Genomic DNA, 18,930 nt, shown 5'->3' on the forward strand with positions numbered 1-18,930 from the left:
CGGTCAGTGGTGTCTGCGAGCGTGGGCGGCGACGCCGGCCGGTTGTCCGAGGTCACGCAGCAGCCTGCCGCGGGCGCGGCGGTGCCTGGCGATCTCGTCGTTCCGGGACTCGTCAACCTGCCCGACGATCCGGTTGAACACCCGCTGCGCGTGCCGCATTCTCACGACGAAGACCACTAGCAGACCACTAGCGAAAACCGCCGCTACCAATACCCAGAGTTGCCAAGCCATGCCCCACCGCCCCGTACTCGCCTCAATCCCCCCAGTAGTCACCATAGCCCTGTTCTGCCGAATTGGCGATGGATCCATCGCAATCCGTTACAGAAGGAGGCTTCCGATCGAGATCGTTGTCCGAGGCAATCACTCGCGGTGATCGAGCAACAACCTCTAGCTGCCGCCGCAGCTGACTTTCAGTCACGGCGCGGGATCATCCGACCTCCACCGAAGAGGTACTGAGCGCGACCGTCAGCGCCGGGCCACAGGAACGCGAGCACCTCGTGGACCCCGCGTTCGGGCTCGACCGTGATCAACCTGGTCTCGTCCAGTGCAACCAGCCTCTTCCGCTCAGGCTCAGGCATCAAGGCCTTGGCCTCCTCCGTGCGGGGTTTGCTCTCGAACCAGACGTCGCCGTTCTCGTTCAGGGTGATCTCGACAGACTCCTGCACACCCTCGAACCGTCCGAGCATCAGCTCCGTCGGAACCGGCAGCGCCTCCGTCGGCGGGACCGGTCGGGCTGGGAGTTCCACGCCGGCCGACTCACGGAGTACGTGGCCCACCAGCTCGTCGTACAGGGCTGGGGCGTCGCCTCCGTTGGTGAGCAGCGCGACGGCGACGCGCTTGTCCGGGACCAGACGGAAGTACGCCGACTGGCCGATGGTGCCGCCGTCGTGACCGTAGAGGCGGCCCCCTGCGGTGTCGCCTGTGGTGTCGCCGTCCACGTCGAAGATCATCCAGCCGAGTCCCCAGTGCTGGGCGAAGCCGCCGATCGCCGGGACGGCGACCTGCGGTTGCCATAGCTGGTCTCTGGTGGTCTCGTCCAGCAGGGTGTTGTCGAGGTACGCCTGGCCGAAGCTGATCAGATCGCGCGCGCTCATCGCCAGCATGGATCCGGCCGGGCCCATCGAGTGCACCAGACTCCACATCGGCGCAGGCTGGATCGGTTCACCGGGTTTCAGCGAGATGTGGCCGAGCGCCGCCCGGTGGAGGAGTGCCTCCTCGGGAATGGTGGCGAGGTGCTGCAGGCCGAGCGGCGTACCGATGTGTTCCGTCACCTGCTCGTGGAACGGTTTACCGTCGCGGAGTACCTCCACGATCCGGCCCAGGACGACGAAACCGCTGTTGTTGTAGGAGAAACCGGAGCCCGGCTCGACTTCCTGTTCCAACGTCGGGACCACTTCGGTCACGAAGCGCGCGACGGCATCGTCGCCGCGCGAGGTCGCCGTGAACGCGTCGCCGGAGAAGCCGCTGGTGTGGGTGAGCAGGTGCCGGGGTGTTATCACCGCGGCGGCCTGCTGGTCGGGCAGCGCGAACTCGGGCAGGTAGTCACTGACCGGCTTGTCCAGGTCGAGCTTGCCCTCCTCGACCAGCTGCATCACAAGCGTCGTCGTCCACAACTTGGTGATGGAGCCGACCTGGAAGACCGAGTCGGTGGTCGCCTCGACGCCCGTGGCCAGATTCAGGATCCCGGCCGCCGCCTCGCTCACCTCCCCGTCGGCCAGCACGGCGATCGCCGCGGCCGGCACCCCGTGCTTCTCGATCAGTCGTCCGAGGTTGTCGCTGAGCCATTGCTGCACGTGATGCTCCTTCAGTCGACCAGCAGCTCGTTGTGTACGTCCACCACCGCGTCCCGGTGTAGCGCCGTCCTTCGTCCCCCTCGGCGCCTTCGCCCATCCACCGACGCCCAGCCGACCACCGGCGTACCCGAAAATCAACCCTGCACCGTCGAGGCGCAAACGCCCTCACAGCCGGGGTCGGCCAGACATAAGATGCCGCCATGCCGATCCTGCCGTCCGCGAGTCCGCGCGATCAGGCGGCCTCGTGAAGATCTACAGCGCGGAGGATGTACGCCGCCTGGTCCCCATGCCGGCCGCGATCGACGCGGTGCGGCAGGCGTTCCTCGATCTCGCCGCCGGGCATTTCGTCCTCCCCGCGCGGCAGATCTTCGGAGACGGCGCTGTGCTGGTGATGTCGGCCTACCACTCCCCCACCGGCACCGCGGTGGTGAAGAAGATCGGTATCGCGCTCGACCAGCTGCCGGCGATCCGCGCGACGGTGATCTGGACGGGTGCCGGCGAGCAGATAGTTGCCGACGGCACCAGCATTACGACGCTGCGAACCGGCGCAGTCGTGGGAGTCGCCACGGATCTCCTCGCGCCGGCGGAATCGACCCGGCTGGCCATGCTCGGAACCGGTGCTCAGGCCGCGGACCAGGTGCGCGCCGTCCTCGCAGTACGGGCTATCTCCGACGTTGCTATCACCGGCCGGAACCTTCAGCGGGCAAGGACTCTGGTGTCCGCCCTGGCTGAGGAGTTCCCGGCGGTGAAGTTCGCCCCCGGTACCTCGATCGACGAAGCGATCGGCGACGCCGATGTCATCTGCTGCGCCACCTCGTCGCCGACCCCGCTCTTCGAGCTGGACGCCCTCCCCGCCCGCGTCCACGTGAACGCCATCGGCGCCTTCCGCCCCACCATGCGAGAACTCCCCCGCTCCCTCCTGGCCGACGCCTCCCTCGTAGTCGTCGACCGGCTCGAGGCAGCACTCGAGGAATCCGGCGAGATCATCGACGCCGTGAACTCAGGCACCCTCACTCCACCCGACCTCGTAGAGCTGGGCACCGCCCTCACCACCAAACCCACCCCCACCGCCCGCACCGTCTTCAAATCCGTAGGCATAGGTCCCCAGGACTGGGCAATAACCGCGGTCCTAGCCGCCGGACCCAAGTAACACACCACGCGACGTGGGGTCGGCCAGGTCTGGGGACCTCGGACACGTCGTGGGGACCTGGGTCAGGGTATTTCTTGTCCGAGGTCCCCATGAGGTGTCCGAACCCCCGACATGTGCACCGGATTCGGGCGGCGGTCAGGCGGCTCAGGTCCAGCTGAGGATGCCTTTGCGGTAGGCGTAGAGGAGGCCCACCGCTACGAAGGCGAGGAAGATGAACATCTCTATGAGCGACGAGATGCGGAGGGCCGCGTAGATGGTGGCCCAGGGGAAGAGGTAGACCGCGTCGACGGCGAAGATGACGTACAGGTAGGCGTAGAGGTAGTAGCGGATGTGGATCTGGGCCCATCCTTCGCCGACCGGGTCCACGCCGGATTCGTACGTCTTGAGCTTGTCCGCCGTCGGGTAGGTGACCGTCAGGGCGCGGTTGAGCGCGAAGGCACCGACCAGGCCGCCGAGGCCGAGCACGAGGATCGCCGCGACTACTCCGTAGGCCTCTGACACCTGCACCACATTAGTGCTTGCAGGGCGGCTTAGTTGGTGCACAGGAGCATGGAGTCGGTGGCGACCTGGGGGCCGTAGCCGGACTTCACGTCGGCGACCTGGAGGCGGAGCCGGTTGACCCCGAGGATCTGGCGGTTCAGCCAGGTCTCGGTCTCCTGGGCCATGTCCACGGATCCCCGCACGGTGCTGCCGTTGAGGAGCGAGACGCGGACAGTGCCGTCGGTGATGTTGCCGAGCCAGTTCTTCACCCAGTTGCAGCCGGCAGTGTTGACGTCACCCCAGACGACTCCGCCCTTGTCCGCGAGCACCTCCGCCTCGGCGCGACGAGGAGCCTCGCTCGGCGGCGCGACGTTGTACTGCGGGTGGCCCGTCCCGCCGCTGGCAAGGAGAGGCTTCTTGTAGATCCCCCGCCAGACATAGTGGGAGAACCCGGTCGGAGCGGAGGCCGCAGCGGCGTACGGGGACTGCGGGCCGATCGCCAACCGGTACGTGCGGATCGAACCGGGCTGGTTCGCCGAGATCGTCACCTTGCCGCCGGAGGGGGTGGCGTGGCCGATCTCCTGCCAGCCGGCGGTCGAGGACCATCGCTGCAGCGCGACGCGCGATCCGGCCGCGGGCGCCGGGGTCAGCGTGCCGGCGACGGTGAGCGTGCCCTTGGTGTAGTCGGTGGTCCGGATGCTGGTGACCTTCACGGTTCGCGTCGGTGCCGCGGCCTGGGCGTCCGTCTGACTGCTCTGCAGCGAGAGCGCACTCTGCGCGGGCACGGCCGCTGCTGCACAACCGGCCAGGGACACGGACAAGGACAAGCCCACGACAAGGCCGATGAAAGGGCGCACGCCCATGGTGAAACTCCCTCGAGCCCGGGTGGATCCCGGGGTAGATCACAGCTTGATGAAGACACCCTGCCGGTCTTGGCGGCGGATGGCAAGCGAGCGACTGCGGTGCGTCACACTGGCCGGTTTGCCGCATACCCCGGGGCACCGGGCCGGTAGAGGCCGATCCCAGGCTGTGGACCTCGCCGCCTTCTGCATGGTTCTGTACTAAGGGCGAACTAACATGGGGTTATCGCCCTGACTGGGGGGATCGGCACCGTTCACAAGACGGCTGGCCGGCCCAAGTTCGACTTGGAGATGAACAGAACAGTGACCATCGAGGTCAAGCAGCTCGACCGCGTGGTGATCCGCTTCGCCGGGGACTCCGGCGACGGGATGCAGCTCACGGGGGACAGGTTCACAGCGGAAACGGCATCGTTCGGCAACGACCTGTCGACGCTGCCCAACTTCCCCGCCGAGATCCGGGCACCAGCCGGGACTCTGCCGGGCGTGTCGTCGTTCCAGCTCCACTTCGCCGACCACGACATCCTGACGCCGGGTGATGCGCCCGACGTACTGATCGCGATGAACCCGGCCGCACTGAAGGCGAACCTGCCGGAGGTCCCGCGGGGTGCCACGCTGATCGTGGACACCGCGGACTTCACCGCGCGGAACCTGAAGCGGATCGGGTACGAGGAGAACCCGCTCGAGACGGGTGAGCTCGAGGCCTATCACGTGGTCCCGCTCAACCTGACCGGGATGACGGTCGAGTCGGTCAAGGAGTTCGGCCTGTCCCGCAAGGACGCGTCCCGGGCGAAGAACATGTACGCGCTCGGCCTGGTGTCCTGGCTGTTCCAGCGCCCGGTCGAGTCGACGATCGAGTTCCTCGAGTCCAAGTTCGCCGGCAAGCCGGACATCCGCGACGCGAACATCGCGGCGTTCCGGGCCGGCTACAACTTCGGCGAGACGGCCGAGGAGTTCTCGGTCCGATACGAGGTGAAACCGGCCAGCATGGCGACCGGCACCTACCGCAACATCTCCGGCAACCTCGCGTTGGCGTACGGCCTGGTGGCGGGCGCACAGCGCGCGGGGCTGCCCTTGGTTCTCGGCGCCTACCCGATCACCCCGGCTTCCGACGTACTGCACGAGCTGTCCAAGCTCAAGCGGTTCAATGTCACGACGATCCAGGCCGAGGACGAGATCGCCGGCGTCGGCGCGGCCCTGGGTGCGGCGTTCGGCGGCGCGCTCGGCGTGACGACCTCGTCGGGCCCGGGCATCAGCCTGAAGTCCGAGTCGATCGGCCTCGGCGTGATGCTCGAGCTTCCGCTGGTGGTCTGTGACATCCAGCGCGCCGGTCCCTCGACCGGTATGCCGACCAAGACCGAGCAGGCCGACCTCCTGCAGGTGATGTTCGGGCGGAACGGCGAGGCGCCGCTGCCGGTCCTCGCGGCCCAGTCCCCGGCGGACTGCTTCGCGATCGCCGTGGAGGCGGCCCGGATCGCGGTCGCCTACCGCACCCCGGTGATCGTGCTGTCCGACGGCTACCTGGCGAACGGGTCCGAGCCCTGGCAGATCCCGGTGGTCGAGAACCTGCCGACGATCGACCCGAACTTCACCACCGAGCCCAACGCCACGAACGACAAGGGCGAGCCCACCTACCTTCCGTACCTGCGCGACCCGGAGACCCTGGCCCGCGCCTGGGCCATCCCCGGCACCGCCGGTCTCGACCACCGCATCGGCGGGCTCGAGAAGGAGGACAAGACCGGCAACATCTCCTACGACCCGGCGAACCACGACCTGATGGTCCGCACCCGCCAGGCGAAGGTGGACGGCATCACCGTCCCGCCGCTCGAGGTCGACGACCCGGGCGGTACTGCGAAAGTGCTCGTCCTCGGCTGGGGTAGCACCTACGGCCCGATCGGCGCGGGATGCCGCCGGGTCCGCAAGGTCGGCGGCAAGGTCGCGCAGGCACACCTGCGGCACCTGAACCCGTTCCCGTCGAACCTGGGCGACATCCTGAAGAGCTACGACAAGGTGCTCGTCCCGGAGATGAACCTGGGCCAGCTGGCGATGCTGCTCCGGGCGAAGTACCTCGTTGACGTCGTCTCTTACGCGCAGGTCCGGGGGATGCCGCTGGGCGCCGCCGAACTCGCCGAGGTGATCGGCAACCTGGTCGAAGAGACCGAGGGGATCGACGACGACGCCCGGCACCTGGGCGCTGCCGCCGCCAGCCTGACCCACGGGGAAGCCCTGCACGACGAACCCAACGGGCGCTCGAACGGGCACCCGGCCTCGAGCGGCCACCTGAAGCCGGAGGGAGCACGATGACCGCGATCGAGCTGGGTCTGCCCGGCCTGCGGGGAGTCCCCACTGCCGACGATCCGCAGAACCGCAAGGAGTACGTGTCGGACCAGGAGGTCCGGTGGTGCCCGGGTTGCGGCGACTACGCAGTACTGGCCGCGTTCCAGGGGTTCCTGCCGGAGCTGGGGATCAAGCGGGAGAACGTGGCGATGGTGTCCGGGATCGGATGCTCCTCGCGTTTCCCCTACTACCTCTCGACCTACGGCATGCACTCCATCCACGGCCGGGCGCCCGCGATCGCGACCGGCCTGGCGGTGGCCCGGCCGGACCTGAGCGTCTGGGTGGTCACCGGTGACGGCGACGCGCTGTCGATCGGCGGCAACCACCTGATCCACACACTCCGGCGCAACGTGAACCTGAAGATCCTGCTGTTCAACAACAGGATCTACGGCCTGACGAAGGGGCAGTACTCCCCCACCTCGGAGCCGGGCAAGGTGACCAAGTCGACGCCGATGGGCTCGGTGGACAACCCGTTCAACCCGGTCTCGCTCGCGCTCGGCGCGGAGGCGACGTTCGTGGCCCGGACGGTGGACTCGGACCGCAAACACCTGACCGATGTACTGCGGCAAGCGGCGGCCCACCGCGGCACGGCGTTCGTGGAGATCTACCAGAACTGCCCGATCTTCAACGACAACGCCTTCGACGCGTTCAAGAACCCGGAGACCCGGGACGACGCGATCATCCCGCTGGTCCACGGCGAACCGATCCGCTTCGGTACCGACGGGCGACTCGGCGTGGTCCGGGACGGTTTCGCGTCGCTCGCGGTTCGCGAAGTCGCGGACCTGCCGAACGGCGAGGCCGACCTGGTCGTGCACGACGCGCACACGGACGACCCGGCGTACGCGTTCGCCCTCTCCCGGCTGACCGACGCCGGCGTACTGCACCGCGCCCCGGTGGGTGTGTTCCGTTCGGTGGAGCGGCCCGCGTACGACGACATGGTCCGCCAACAGGTCGAAACCGCCCAGCAAACCCAGGGAACCGGCGACCTCCAGGCCCTCGTCACCGGCGCAGACACCTGGACCATCGGCTAGTACTCCGGCCCACGCCGCCCCGTCGACCTGGATCGTCGGGGCGGCCGGGGCGGCCGGGGCGCGGACGATCAACGCCGGTCGCAGCTGCTACGCGCTAGTCCGTGGCCCTCGGATGGCCGGTGCCTGCGTGGCGAATCCAGATGGTCTTCTTGTCTGGGTCGATCAGGTACCAGATTCGGCCTCCCCCCGTGACTTCGTACTGCCATTGCTCGAGGCCATTCACTGTGCCTAGATCCCTGCCCTTGAGTCGGTGCTGACGCTCAGTGGGCGGAATGGGCCGCGGGTCGGCACGGATCGCTTCCCACGCTTTCAAAGTGTTGCCTGGCGCCTGCTGGCACAGCTCATCCCACCCTTTGCCGGCCTCCGAGCTGGCAAACCTCAGCTCCCACTGACCGGGTGCAGCGGGAGGTGCGACCCGGTCGTTTCGCTTGCCAGGGCTCATACGACCGGCGGGGGAACCGTGCCGGAGTCTTCGACAACGTTGGAGCCTAGGGCGGCCAGCAACTCAGGATCTGCGTAGATCTCCGCAGTGTGGCGCCATTCAGTGATCAACTGCAGCACTGGTGTGGGGGATCCGAGACTCTCGCTGGCGTCCATCACGTCGACCAACTCCTGGGCGAAGGTCATGCGGTCGCCGTCGGTCAAGAATCGGATCCATGGGAACACCTTCGGCAGGATCTCGAGTAGGTGCGTAGATCGGACAACAGGATTGCTCATCACTGCCCGGAGCAGCCGGGTCGCCACGTCGATCAGTTCGTCGTCCTGTGTCGCCCGTGCAGCAGTTGTCAAGATCAGATCGTCTTCCGAACCGCGCCGATGAACCCGCAAAGAGCGGCTCCGGGCCGACTTCAACTTCTCAACGGTCTCGTTGGGGCGCTGGAGCAGGTCCGAGAAGGTGACTTCTTGCAGCTCACTCATAGTTCAAAGGTAATTGCTAACTCGCCATAACACAACGCACTACCGGCTACCTCCACAGCTCGTTGCGACGCAGCTGGACCGTGGCCCTTAGGAGGCCCCGGTCCAGCTGTGTGTCGTTACGAGAGCGAGCCGAGTGGGCGGGGGATCGGCCGGTCGCCTGGTTCTCCGTAGGTGACCGCGGTCATGCCGACGACCCACCACGTGGCGGTTGAGGGGCGGAAGATGGCGAGGTCCGTCTTGCCGTCGCCGGTGAAGTCGCCGGTCAGCGGGATGTCGCCGGGCTCGCCCCACCGCTGTGAGGCACGGCCGTTGATCCACCAGGTCGACGTCGACGGGCGCCAGATCGCGAGCTCCGTCTTCTTGTCACCGATGTAGTCGCCGGCTACGGGGATGTCGCCGGGCTCGCCCCAGTGGATGCCGGCGGTCCTGCCGCGGATCCACCACATTCCCGTCGACGGGCGGAACACGGCGAGTTCCGTCTTCCCGTCGCCGTTGTAGTCACCGGGCACCGGGATGTCACCCTTCACGCCCCAGCTCGCCGTCAGGACGTTCCGTACCCACCACACGCCTGTGCTGGGCCGCCAGACAGCGAGATCCGTGCGACCGTCGACGCTGTAGTCACCCGGCACCGGGACGTCTCCACTCGTGCCCCACTGGGTCTCGAAGTACCCGCGGGCCCGCCAGATACCGTCCGAAGGTCGCCAGCTCACGATGTCGGTTCGCCCGTCCGAGTTGGCATCCGCCGGCACCTGCACGTCGGTGGCCGCGCCGTACTGGACTGTGTGGAACCCGCGGTCCAGCCAAGTGTTCGTACTAGGGCGGAAGACCGCCAGGTCCGTCCGGCCGTCACCGGTGTAGTCGGCGTACTGGCCGGGTACGAACGCGGCGTACTGCGCGGTCAATGTCAGGTCACTCGCGGGCATCGTCAGCACGCGCGTCCGGTTCGCACCGTCGGACCAGCCGTTGAACACGATGTTCCCGGAGATGGCGGGCGCGGCGAGGTCGTTGCTGGAGCCCACCGTCACCTTGACGCTGACCCGCGCGGTGCCGTTGATGAGCACAGGGGCTCGGGACACCACAGTGAGAGTGCGCAGGTCCGGGTCCGCCTTGTACACCTTCTGGGTGAGGGCCCCGTCCGAGTCCACCGCCGAGGCCGTCACCTGCATGCTGGTCTCGCCGCCGTGGTCGTCGAAGAGGTCGGAGAACGTCGGCCCCGTGCTCGTCTGCCCGGGATGCAGGTGGCATCCTCCGACGCTGTCGCAATGGATCAGGTCCGTCCGCCAGGACACCGGGAGCACACCGTCTTCGGCGTCGTTGGCCGAGGCGCTCAGCGAGACCGTGTTCCCGACGGCGTACTTCTTGGCAGGACCGGTCAGTGTCAGCTCAGGTGGATGGTTGTTCGGCACTACGACGATGTCGGTCGTCCCCGTCAGTCCCAGCGAATCCTTGACCGTGAGTTTCGCGGTGACCTTTCCCGCCGCCGCGTAGGTATGAGTGACAACGGCACCCACCCCCTGCTGCCCGTCCCCGAAGTCCCACGCGTACGTGAACTTGTCGCCGTCCAGGTCGTAGGAGGCCGTGCCGTCGAAGGTGACGGTCAAGGTGGCCGGGTTCACGGTCGTGGCGACCTGGGCAACGGGTGCGCGGTTCCCGGCCGAATAGCGCAGCCGGGTCAGGTTGGACGAGATGATATCCGCGAAATAGATGTCACCGTTCGGGCCCGTCTTCATCGCGACCGGGCCGCCGATGCCGGTGGCGAAGCCGGCGCTTTCCGGCGGGCGGGTCACGTTGCCCTGGTCGTCGATCTGCATCGTCCAGATCTTCTGCTGCGAGTAATCGCCGAAGAAGTACGCACCCCGGTAGGCACTGGGGTATGACGTCCCGGTGTACCAGGTGCCACCGATGATCGACCCCTGGACGCCGACCCTGGAGTAGTAATACAACGGCGCCTGCACCGGCTTCGTATAGACCGGCTGGCATGCTGCCGTGGCGGCGTACTTCGCCTGCTTGGCCACGCCCTCGTAGCACGGCCAGCCGTAGTTGGCGCCGGCGGTCAGCGAGTTGATCTCCTCGTACGAGGCCCAGCCGACGTCCCCCACGAGCACGCGACCGTTCGTCGGGTCGACCGACATCCGGAAGGGGTTGCGCAGACCGTAGGCGTAGACCTTGCTCCGCCATGAGGTCGGGGAGGCCGCGTTGTAGTTGGGGTTGCCGGGCACGCCGGCGCCGGTGGCCGGATCGATCCGCAGGATCTTGCCGAACGGGACGTCAAGGTTCTGGGCACGCATGCCGTCAGGGTTCGCGGAGGCGAGCGGCGCGGCGTTGTCGCCGATACTGACCAGGAGCTTCCCGTCCGGTGCGACCAGGACGGTCCCTCCACCGTGATAGATGCTGGTGAGTAGCGGCGTCTCGAGCAGGACCTGCTCGCCGGCCAGCGAGGTCGGGTTGGCGGCAGGGGTCGCCGTCCAGCGCGAGACCCGGATGACCCGGCCGGCCGCGGTATCGCTGGCGTACTGCAGGTAGAGCTTCCCTGTCGTGGCGTAGTCCGGTGCCAGCGTGAGGCCCAGCGCACCGAGGTCCCCCGTATGGGCCGCGCTGGGAATCGTCGTGAGGATCCGCGGCGCCGCATCGTTGGACACGACGGTGACACGGCCGTCCCGCCCCAGCGTCAGCACCCGCTCATCAGGGAGGAACTCGAAGTTCGACAGGCTGCCCGGGTCCTGCCCGGTCGCGATCGGTACCGGCGTGAAGCCCGCTGGAATCACCACAGCGGCGTCGGCTGAATCAGGGCTGCTTGCCTGCACGACGGTCACCAGCAGCACCGGTGCAAACAGGGCCGCGATCACCGTCCTCGACCGCAGTCGTCCCCGCCTGGTTGCAGGCGCGCCACCGCGCCGCCAATTGAACCGCATGACCCATCCCCCACTTACTCATCGCCGGAAACGCATCTACTCCCTTGATGCATTGCCCGTAACGAATGTTGCGATTTTTGAGGTGGGGGGCTCTATCTACGGTCGCACGGCCGACTCCGATCCGCCAGTGCTCGGCCCTCCGCCCGCAGCCGGGCGGGACGTCACCGAGCGACGACGCAGAGTCCCGAACCCCCCCAAATTGGGAGGACAGCCCAACGGCGCTCAGAGCAGCTGGCTGACGGCGTGAATGGTCAGGCCGACCAGCGCACCGACCACGGTGCCGTTGATACGGATGAACTGGAGGTCGCGGCCGACGTGCAGTTCGATGCGTTCGGCGGCTTCGCGGCCGTCCCAGCGTTCGATGGTGTCGGAGATGACGGAGACGATCTCGCTGCCATAGGTGCGGATCACGTAGCCCACCGCCTCGGAAGCGCGGGCGTCGACGCGGGCGCGCAGCTCGTCGTCGGTCTGCAGGCGTTTGCCCAGGTCCTTGATGGTCTGGGCTGCCCGTGCTCGCAGCGGGCCGTTCGGATCGGCGATCGCGTCGATCAACGCGGTCCGCACCGCGTCCCAGACCGCGGTCAGGCTGGTCCCCATGTCCGGGTGGCTCAGCATCCGGCGCTTGAACGTCTCGAACCGCTCCATCATCTCCGGGTCGTGCTGCAGATCCTCGGCCAATTGGCTGAGCAGCCGGTCGACCGCCTTGCGGGCGGCATGCTGCGGATCGTCGCGTACTCCGGCCAGCCAGGTCAGCGCCTCCCGGTGGATCCGGTCGATCACGATCGAGTCGACCCAGCGCGGCGACCAGCGCGGTGCTCTACGACCGACCACCTCGGCCACGGTGTCGCGGTTCTCGCTGAGCCAGTCGTACGCCTCGACGATGAGCAGGTCGAACAGCGCGTGGTGGGCGCCGTCGTCGACCACCGACTGCAGGAAATGCCCGGCGATCGGGCTCAACGGCTCCTTGGCGAACCGCGGCAGCAGCGATCCCCGCAGGAACGCGGTGACGTCGTCATCACCTAGCTTCGGTAGCGCCGCGCCGATCGTCCGGGCGCCTTCCTCGACGATCCGCTCGGCATGGTTGCCCGCGGCAAGCCATTCGCCGGCCCGACGGCCTACTTCGGCGGTCCGCATCTTCTCCGCGACCACGGCCTCGGACAGGAAGTTCTCGGTGACGAACTGCTCCAGGCTTTCGGCCAGGCTGTCCTTGCGGGTCGGCACGATCGCGGTGTGCGGGATCGGCAGGCCCAGTGGTCGCCGGAACAGCGCGGTCACGGCGAACCAGTCCGCCAGCGCGCCGACCATCGCGGCCTCGGCGGCATTGTTCACGTACGCCCAGGCGCCGCCGTGATGAAGCGTCAGGACGTAAACCAACGCCGCGAGCACCAGCAGCGACAAGGCCACGGCCCGCATCTGCCGCAATCCCCGCCGCCGCACCACATCAGCCGCACCCAACACCACCGTTGTCATACTCCGATTCAACCAACTCCCCGGTCATCACGTCCGGAGCGTCGGGCTCAGCGCACGGCGGCCTCTACCAGCTCGCGCTCACGCCGCCCGGTACGCCGGTCCATCGAGCCCGAGATGATCGCCAGCACGAGACCAGCGACCGCAAGGGCCGCACCAAGGCGACTGGGCCACTCGTAGCCATAACCAGCTGCGAGTACGACGCTGCCGAGCCACGCGCCGAGGGCGTTCGCCACGTTGAGGGTCGAGTGGTTCAGCGAGGCCGCGAGCGACTGGCCCTCGTGTGCGACATCCATCAGCCGGGTCTGCAGCGCCGGGATCAGGATGCTCGCGCTGAACCCGAGCGCGAACACGCCGACGAGCGCGCCCGCCTTGCTGTGTGCGAGCCACCCGAACGTCCCGAGGACCACGATCACCGCGACCATCCCGCCGTACAGGCTGGGCATCAGCGCGCGGTCGGCGAGGCGGCCGCCGACCAGGGTGCCGCCGGTCATGCCGACGCCGTACACGGCCAGCACGATCGTCACCGCGGCCTTGCTGAAGCCGGCCAGGCCGGTCATCGTCGGGGTGATGTAGGAGTAGGTGGCGAACATGCCGCCGAAGCCGACCATGCCGACCAGCAGGGCCATCCACACCTGCGGCTTGGCCAACGCGCTCAGCTCACTGCGGACGTTGACGTCGTTGCCGACCGGCTGCGGCGCGACCCAGAACCAGACCGCGAGAAGCGTCACCAGGCCCAGTACGCCGACCGCCAGGAACGGGAGCTGCCAGCCGAACTTCTGACCGAGCAACGTGGTCACCGGCACACCGACGATGTTCGCCACCGGCAGGCCGACCATCATCATCGAGACCGCCCACGCGCGCCGGTTCACCGGAACCAGCGAGGCGCCGACCACGGCACCGATACCGAAGAAGGCGCCGTGCGGCAGACCCGACAGGAACCTGGCGGCCATCAGCAACCAATAGCTGTTGGCAACGGCCGAGAGAACATTGCCGAGGACGAAGACCGCCACCAGCCCGAGCAACAGCCGCTTCCGTCCGGTCCGGGCACCCAGGGCGGCGATCACCGGGGCGCCGACGACGACACCGATCGCGTACGCCGAGACGATGTGCCCGGCGGTCGGGATGGAGATGCCGACGCCGTCCGCGATCTGCGGCAGCAGGCCCATCGTGACGAACTCGGTGGTTCCGATCGCGAAACCGCCGATCGCCAACGCGAGCAGGGCCAGGCCGACATGTCGCCCCGAGCCGTCAGGAGTCACCGAACTTTTCACGCCTGATTGTCCCATCAACTTTCCCTCCCACCGGCGGCGTCTCAGCCGCTGATGTGACCACCGCCACCGCGCTGCGTCGCTCAAGCTGTCGGCTTGACCTCATCCAGCATTGAGGGGCGCGGCGGGTCGTGAAAGCATCCGGCATGGCCAACTACGGCGATCACCAACTGAGCATCTACGTGCAGGGGATGTTCTCCGACACCCGGCCCGAGATCACCACCGATCTGTCCCGGCTGGAGTCCCAGGCCGCCGCGAACCTGTCCGCCGAGGCGATGGGCTACATCGTGCCGAGCGCGGGCAGCGGCTCCACCGCGCGAGCCAACCTGGCCGCGTTCGAGCGGTGGCGACTCGTCCCCCGGATGCTCCGCGGCAGCGTCGAGCGGGACTTGTCCTGCACTGTGCTGGGCACCAAGATGCCGGCGCCCGTCGTGATCGCCCCAGTCGGCGTACAGACGCTTGCTCATCCTGAAGGCGAGCTGGCCACCGCGCGGGCGGCCACAGCGCTCGGGTTGACCTACACGCACTCGACGCAGGCCAGTCACTCGTTCGAGCAGATCGACGCGGGCAGCAAGTGGTACCAGCTGTACTGGCCGACCGACAAGGACGTCTGCCTCAGCTTCCTCCAACGCGCCAGGGACAACGGCTACTCGGCGCTGCTGGTGACGCTGGACACCGGCACGATCGGCTGGCGTCCGGCCGACCTCGACCGGGGCTTCCTGCCGTTCCTCACCGGCGAAGGACTGGCGAACTACTTCACCGACCCCGCGTTCCGCGCCAAGCTGGCCAAACCGATCGAGGAGGACCCGACCGCAGCCGTGATGCACTGGGCGCAGATGTTCCCCAACCTCGGCCTCAGTTGGGACGAGCTGTCCTTCCTTCGGGACAACTGGGACGGCCCGATCGTGCTCAAGGGCATCACCTCGATCGACGACGCCAAGCTCGCCGCCGAACACGGGGTGGACGGCATCGTCGTGTCCAACCACGGCGGCCGCCAGGTGGACGGCGCGATCGCCGCGCTGGACGCGTTGCCGGCCATCGCTGACTCCGTCGGCGAGCAGCTCACCGTGCTCTTCGACTCCGGCGTCCGCACCGGCTCCGACGTCGCGAAGGCACTCGCCCTCGGCGCGAAGGCAGTCCTGCTCGGCCGTCCGTTCCTGTACGGCCTGGCGCTTGCGGGCCAGGCCGGCGTCGAGCACGTACTGCGCTGTCTGCTCGCTGAGCTCGATCTCACGCTCGCGTTGTCGGGGTACGCCAACCACCGCGAGCTCAACCGGGATTCGGTGGTGCCCGCGTGAAGGCGGTCGTCTTCGACCTCGACGACACCCTGTTCGACCACACCACCTCGGCCACCAACGCCATCCAGGCTTGGGTTCCGGCCCTGGGCGCCACCTATTCGGCCGACCTGATCCCACAGTGGTTCGAGATCGAGCGGCGGAACTTCGACGGCTGGCTCGCGGGCAGGCTCACCCACCAGGGTCAGCGGCGCGGCCGGCTGCTGGAGTTCCTGCCGCTGATCGGCCGGCCGGTGCCGGGCACGGACGATGAGCTGGACGAGGTCTTCGCCGGCTACCTGGAGTTCTACCGGCAGAGCTGGGCCGCCTTCCCCGACGCCGAGCCTGCTCTGGAGGTTGCCCGGAGCAACGGTTGGCGGATCGGCGTACTGACCAACGGAAGCACCCCGCAGCAGAACGCGAAGCTGGCCGCTATCGGCCTGGCCGGCTTCATCGATGTCGTCTCGACCTCGGAGAGTCTCGGCTTCAGCAAGCCCGCAGTCGAGGCGTATCACCTGACCTGCGAGGCACTCGGCGTGGAACCGGCCGACACCCTGATGATCGGCGACAACTTCGAGCTCGATGTCGTGGCTGCCCGCGCCGCAGGTCTGACCGCGCACCACCTGGACCGGGCGGCCGGGGTCACCCTGGCCCAGCTGGTACGCAGTACGGGCTGAACTCTCAGATGCCGCAGGTGGGCGCCGACCAGGAGTTGCTGGTGCGGATGTCGACGTGAGTGTGGTCGTCGTGACCCGGGTAGCCGGGACCGAAGATGCCGCCGAAGCCGTGGTAGCGAGCCTGCTTGGCCAGCGTGCAGAGGGAGTGCACCCCGACCAGGTCGGCCGATCGGCCGTACAGGTGCTGGCTGTTGCTGGCGCCACCCACCGAGTTGTTGCAGGGGATGCTGCGGAAGCCGCTGGTGATGGTCAACGGTTGGTCACCGAGTGCGTGCCGCATCGCCTCGAGTTGCCACATGGTCTGCAGCGCGTTCGCCTTGGTCGCGGCGGCGGAGAGCGGCCCGCCATCCCAACCACTACCGCCGCAACCGTCGTCGAGCTCGGCGTAGGTGAAGTGGATCGGCGTGCAGTCGTCGTCCTGTAGCGAATAGATCTTGCTGAAGGTCGCCGGACCGGCCACGCCGTCCGCACCCAGCCCATAAGCGGACTGGAACCGTTGCACCGCCGCTTTGGTGGCCGGGCCGAAGGCGCCGTCAGCGGCGATGTGACCCCCGTACGCCGGGTAGCCGGCGACGCGGATCTGCAACTGCCGGACATCCTCACCACTGGTTCCTTCGGTGAGCGTGCGGCTCCAGGTGTAACAGCCGTCGGCATGCGCCTTGGTCGCGGTGACCACCGAGGTCGCAACCGTGGTGGCCAGCATCGCCGCGAACAGGGCCAGGATGGCGAGGATCCTCGGCAGGGGCTTCTGGAAGTGAGAAAGCATCGGATGACCTCCGGGGGACGCGATGGGGCGGAACGCGTGTCACCGGTCAGAATCGCGTCATTATCTGTCTCTGCGCCAGACCTCAGCAGAAACTTTTCGACGAACGGACAACCAACCGGACGACCTGGGTGGTCAGACCCAGCTGTGCAGGTGGGCGGCGTCCGTGGCGAGCTGGTCGACCGAGTCGTCGGCGACGAATTCGAGCAGGGCGTTGATCTCGCGGGGCTCGGCGGCCAGGCGGTCCAGCACCGGACGCCACAGGGACTCGCGGGCGGCAAGCGGCAGTCGGTTGTTCGACGGCCACCAGGAGAAGACGTGCACGGTGCTGAGCCACGGCATCAGCGCCTCCAACTGCTGGAGACACTCGACGTCGTCCAAGTCCACCGGCGGCTGCCAGTACGTCGTGAGGTTGGGCGCGCCGACATCCAGCAGCAAGGTGATGGTGGAATCCACCTCGTCGGTCAGGGTGTTCCGGTGGAACTCCATCGCGATCTCGATCCCCGAACCGGCCGCGACGTCGGCCAGTTCGGCCAGTCCACGGGTCACCGCCATCCGGTCCCCCACCCCGGCCTCGGCGGTCCCGACGGTTCCGGCCCAGACGCGGATCCTCGGGGCACCCAGCTCAGCCGCGGTGGTCACCGCAGTACGGATCTCTTCGCGGTCGACACTGCCGGCCCGCAGGTAGGAACCGTATGCCGCGATCCCCAGGCCGCGGTCCTCGCACAGCGCCCGCGCCTTGCGGGCCGCGGGCAGATCCCCGAGCGGGACGTGCACGTCGCCACCCCACTCGATCGCCGCCAACCCCGCCCGCTCAGCCACCTGGACGACCTCTTCGACCGCCAACTTGCGGAACGTCACCGAGACCAAACCGGTCCTCACAGCCACGTGCGCCTCCTCGAGTTCACACGTCTATCCAACCTCATCGGGGAAGTGTGTCTCACGTCATGAGCAAAGTGGCAGGATGCCAATGACGAGCGACTAGACTCCCGGGCGTGGCAGAGCAGCGGAGAGGGTTCATCTACGGTTTCTCCGCTTACCTGTTGTGGGGGCTCTTCCCGCTCTACTGGAAACTGCTCGACCACTCCGGCGCGATCGAGTTGCTCGCTCACCGGATCCTCTGGTCGCTCGTCACGATCGCCCTGCTGGTGCTGGTACTACGCCGCTTCGGCCAGGTGCGGGAACTGCTCAGGAGTCCCCGGCGGCGGTGGCCCCTGGTCATCGGAGCGTTGCTCATCTCGGTCAACTGGGGCGCCTACATCTGGGGCGTGAACCACGGCCGGGTCGTCGAGACCTCCCTCGGCTACTTCATCACGCCGCTGTTCACCGTTCTGCTCGGCGTCATCGTGCTGAAGGAGCGGTTGCGGATCGCCCAGTGGATCGCGCTGGCGGTCGCGTTCGTCGCCGTGATCGGGCTCACCATCCAGAACGGCCGGCCGCCCTGGGTGGCGATCATCCTGACCTTCTCGTTCGCGTTCTACGGACTGGCGAAGAAGAAGGCCGGCGCCGGTGCGATCGAGGGGATGGCGGTCGAGTCGGTCACGGCGGCGCCGCTCGCGCTGATCGCCGTGCTGGTGCTGGCGTTCCAGGGCCACACCACGGTGAACCACCAGGGGCCGGGCTATCTGGTATTGGTGATGCTCACGGGACCCATCACCGCAGTACCGCTGCTGCTCTTCGGGGCCGCGGCGACGAGGGTGCCGATGACGACGCTCGGGTTGCTGAACTACATCGCGCCGGTCATGCAGTTCGCCGTCGGGGTGCTGGTCTTCCACGAGCAGATGCCGCCGATGCGCTGGGCCGGGTTCGCCCTGGTCTGGCTGGCCCTGATCATCCTCACCTGGGACGGTATGACCCGGCGCCGCCGCACGACCGCACTCGAGGTCGCTGCCTCCGCTGTGTGACGACCCGGACACCCGGATAGCTGAGGATGACCTAGCCTTGCGGCGTTCACCTGCCCTTCACTCAGTTTCCGCTCAGGTTCCCTAGCCTCACGGCGT

General features: G+C 67.7%; 16 protein-coding genes. 6 read left to right on the forward strand and 10 right to left on the reverse strand.

The window, feature by feature from the left end:
• Positions 1 to 3: 3 nt before the first annotated feature.
• Both ABD210_RS11550 and ABD210_RS11555 read right to left on the reverse strand, forming a co-directional pair.
• Positions 4 to 165: a hypothetical protein gene (locus ABD210_RS11550; RefSeq protein ID WP_344111085.1), complete on the reverse strand. Its 162-nt coding sequence runs from the start codon at positions 163 to 165 to the stop codon at positions 4 to 6.
• A 245-nt stretch (positions 166 to 410) separates the two neighbouring features.
• On the reverse strand, positions 411 to 1,793 hold the full coding sequence (locus tag ABD210_RS11555; protein ID WP_344111086.1) for a serine hydrolase domain-containing protein: 1,383 nt from the start codon (positions 1,791 to 1,793) through the stop codon (positions 411 to 413).
• Between the two features lie 244 nt (positions 1,794 to 2,037).
• On the opposite strand from ABD210_RS11555, the gene ABD210_RS11560 reads away from it, so the two are divergent.
• Positions 2,038 to 2,943 (forward strand): ornithine cyclodeaminase family protein, encoded by a 906-nt coding sequence (locus ABD210_RS11560; RefSeq protein WP_344111087.1) that lies wholly within the window; start codon positions 2,038 to 2,040, stop codon positions 2,941 to 2,943.
• A gap of 144 nt (positions 2,944 to 3,087) precedes the next feature.
• Here the strand turns inward: ABD210_RS11560 and ABD210_RS11565 are convergent, their stop codons facing one another.
• Positions 3,088 to 3,444, reverse strand: a complete 357-nt coding sequence (locus ABD210_RS11565) for an NADH-quinone oxidoreductase subunit A (protein ID WP_344111088.1) — start codon at positions 3,442 to 3,444, stop codon at positions 3,088 to 3,090.
• Positions 3,445 to 3,473: 29 nt separating this feature from the next.
• Positions 3,474 to 4,286 (reverse strand): hypothetical protein, encoded by an 813-nt coding sequence (locus tag ABD210_RS11570; protein ID WP_344111090.1) that lies wholly within the window; start codon positions 4,284 to 4,286, stop codon positions 3,474 to 3,476.
• 288 nt (positions 4,287 to 4,574) lie between these two features.
• Between ABD210_RS11570 and ABD210_RS11575 the strand changes: the two genes are divergently transcribed.
• Positions 4,575 to 6,584: a 2-oxoacid:acceptor oxidoreductase subunit alpha gene (locus ABD210_RS11575; RefSeq protein WP_344111091.1), complete on the forward strand. Its 2,010-nt coding sequence runs from the start codon at positions 4,575 to 4,577 to the stop codon at positions 6,582 to 6,584.
• Entirely contained in the window at positions 6,581 to 7,648 is a 1,068-nt protein-coding gene (locus ABD210_RS11580) for a 2-oxoacid:ferredoxin oxidoreductase subunit beta (RefSeq protein WP_344111092.1), read from the forward strand. The genes ABD210_RS11575 and ABD210_RS11580 overlap by 4 nt, the downstream gene beginning before the upstream one ends.
• 438 nt (positions 7,649 to 8,086) lie before the next feature.
• Here ABD210_RS11580 and ABD210_RS11585 read toward each other — a convergent pair whose 3' ends face one another.
• The 4 genes from ABD210_RS11585 to ABD210_RS11600 all read right to left on the reverse strand — a co-directional run bounded on the left by ABD210_RS11585 (position 8,087) and on the right by ABD210_RS11600 (position 14,219).
• Positions 8,087 to 8,566: a hypothetical protein gene (locus tag ABD210_RS11585; RefSeq protein ID WP_344111093.1), complete on the reverse strand. Its 480-nt coding sequence runs from the start codon at positions 8,564 to 8,566 to the stop codon at positions 8,087 to 8,089.
• Between the two features lie 116 nt (positions 8,567 to 8,682).
• The gene (locus ABD210_RS11590; protein ID WP_344111094.1) at positions 8,683 to 11,478 is read right to left on the reverse strand and encodes a PQQ-dependent sugar dehydrogenase; all 2,796 of its coding nucleotides are present in this window, start codon (positions 11,476 to 11,478) and stop codon (positions 8,683 to 8,685) included.
• A gap of 222 nt (positions 11,479 to 11,700) precedes the next feature.
• Positions 11,701 to 12,948 carry a DUF445 domain-containing protein gene (locus ABD210_RS11595; protein ID WP_344111096.1) on the reverse strand — a complete coding sequence of 416 codons (1,248 nt, stop codon included), beginning with the start codon at positions 12,946 to 12,948 and terminating at the stop codon, positions 11,701 to 11,703.
• Between the two features lie 47 nt (positions 12,949 to 12,995).
• Positions 12,996 to 14,219: an MFS transporter gene (locus ABD210_RS11600; RefSeq protein ID WP_344111098.1), complete on the reverse strand. Its 1,224-nt coding sequence runs from the start codon at positions 14,217 to 14,219 to the stop codon at positions 12,996 to 12,998.
• A 143-nt stretch (positions 14,220 to 14,362) separates the two neighbouring features.
• On the opposite strand from ABD210_RS11600, the gene ABD210_RS11605 reads away from it, so the two are divergent.
• Both ABD210_RS11605 and ABD210_RS11610 read left to right on the forward strand, forming a co-directional pair.
• Positions 14,363 to 15,514: an alpha-hydroxy-acid oxidizing protein gene (locus ABD210_RS11605; RefSeq protein ID WP_344111099.1), complete on the forward strand. Its 1,152-nt coding sequence runs from the start codon at positions 14,363 to 14,365 to the stop codon at positions 15,512 to 15,514.
• Positions 15,511 to 16,167, forward strand: a complete 657-nt coding sequence (locus tag ABD210_RS11610) for an HAD family hydrolase (protein ID WP_344111100.1) — start codon at positions 15,511 to 15,513, stop codon at positions 16,165 to 16,167. Before ABD210_RS11605 ends, ABD210_RS11610 begins: the two co-directional genes overlap by 4 nt.
• Before the next feature lie 4 nt (positions 16,168 to 16,171).
• On the opposite strand, the gene ABD210_RS11615 is transcribed toward ABD210_RS11610, so the two are convergent.
• Both ABD210_RS11615 and ABD210_RS11620 read right to left on the reverse strand, forming a co-directional pair.
• Entirely contained in the window at positions 16,172 to 16,933 is a 762-nt protein-coding gene (locus tag ABD210_RS11615) for a D-Ala-D-Ala carboxypeptidase family metallohydrolase (protein WP_344111101.1), read from the reverse strand.
• Positions 16,934 to 17,065: 132 nt separating this feature from the next.
• Positions 17,066 to 17,818: a sugar phosphate isomerase/epimerase family protein gene (locus ABD210_RS11620; protein ID WP_344111102.1), complete on the reverse strand. Its 753-nt coding sequence runs from the start codon at positions 17,816 to 17,818 to the stop codon at positions 17,066 to 17,068.
• A 107-nt stretch (positions 17,819 to 17,925) separates the two neighbouring features.
• Here ABD210_RS11620 and rarD point away from each other — a divergent pair, with 107 nt between their 5' ends.
• Positions 17,926 to 18,834, forward strand: a complete 909-nt coding sequence (gene rarD / locus ABD210_RS11625) for an EamA family transporter RarD (RefSeq protein WP_344111103.1) — start codon at positions 17,926 to 17,928, stop codon at positions 18,832 to 18,834.
• Positions 18,835 to 18,930: the final 96 nt, after the last annotated feature.

The organism is Kribbella alba, from assembly GCF_039529635.1.
GTDB lineage: Bacteria > Actinomycetota > Actinomycetes > Propionibacteriales > Kribbellaceae > Kribbella > Kribbella alba.

Coding starts and splice junctions, on each gene's coding strand:
- ABD210_RS11570 (WP_344111090.1), bottom strand. CDS start 4,286: ATGGGCGTGCGCCCTTTCATCGGCCTTGTCGTGGGCTTGTCCTTGTCC.
- ABD210_RS11575 (WP_344111091.1), top strand. CDS start 4,575: ATGAACAGAACAGTGACCATCGAGGTCAAGCAGCTCGACCGCGTGGTG.
- ABD210_RS11580 (WP_344111092.1), top strand. CDS start 6,581: ATGACCGCGATCGAGCTGGGTCTGCCCGGCCTGCGGGGAGTCCCCACT.
- ABD210_RS11585 (WP_344111093.1), bottom strand. CDS start 8,566: ATGAGTGAGCTGCAAGAAGTCACCTTCTCGGACCTGCTCCAGCGCCCC.
- ABD210_RS11590 (WP_344111094.1), bottom strand. CDS start 11,478: ATGCGGTTCAATTGGCGGCGCGGTGGCGCGCCTGCAACCAGGCGGGGA.
- ABD210_RS11595 (WP_344111096.1), bottom strand. CDS start 12,948: ATGACAACGGTGGTGTTGGGTGCGGCTGATGTGGTGCGGCGGCGGGGA.
- ABD210_RS11605 (WP_344111099.1), top strand. CDS start 14,363: ATGGCCAACTACGGCGATCACCAACTGAGCATCTACGTGCAGGGGATG.
- ABD210_RS11615 (WP_344111101.1), bottom strand. CDS start 16,933: ATGCTTTCTCACTTCCAGAAGCCCCTGCCGAGGATCCTCGCCATCCTG.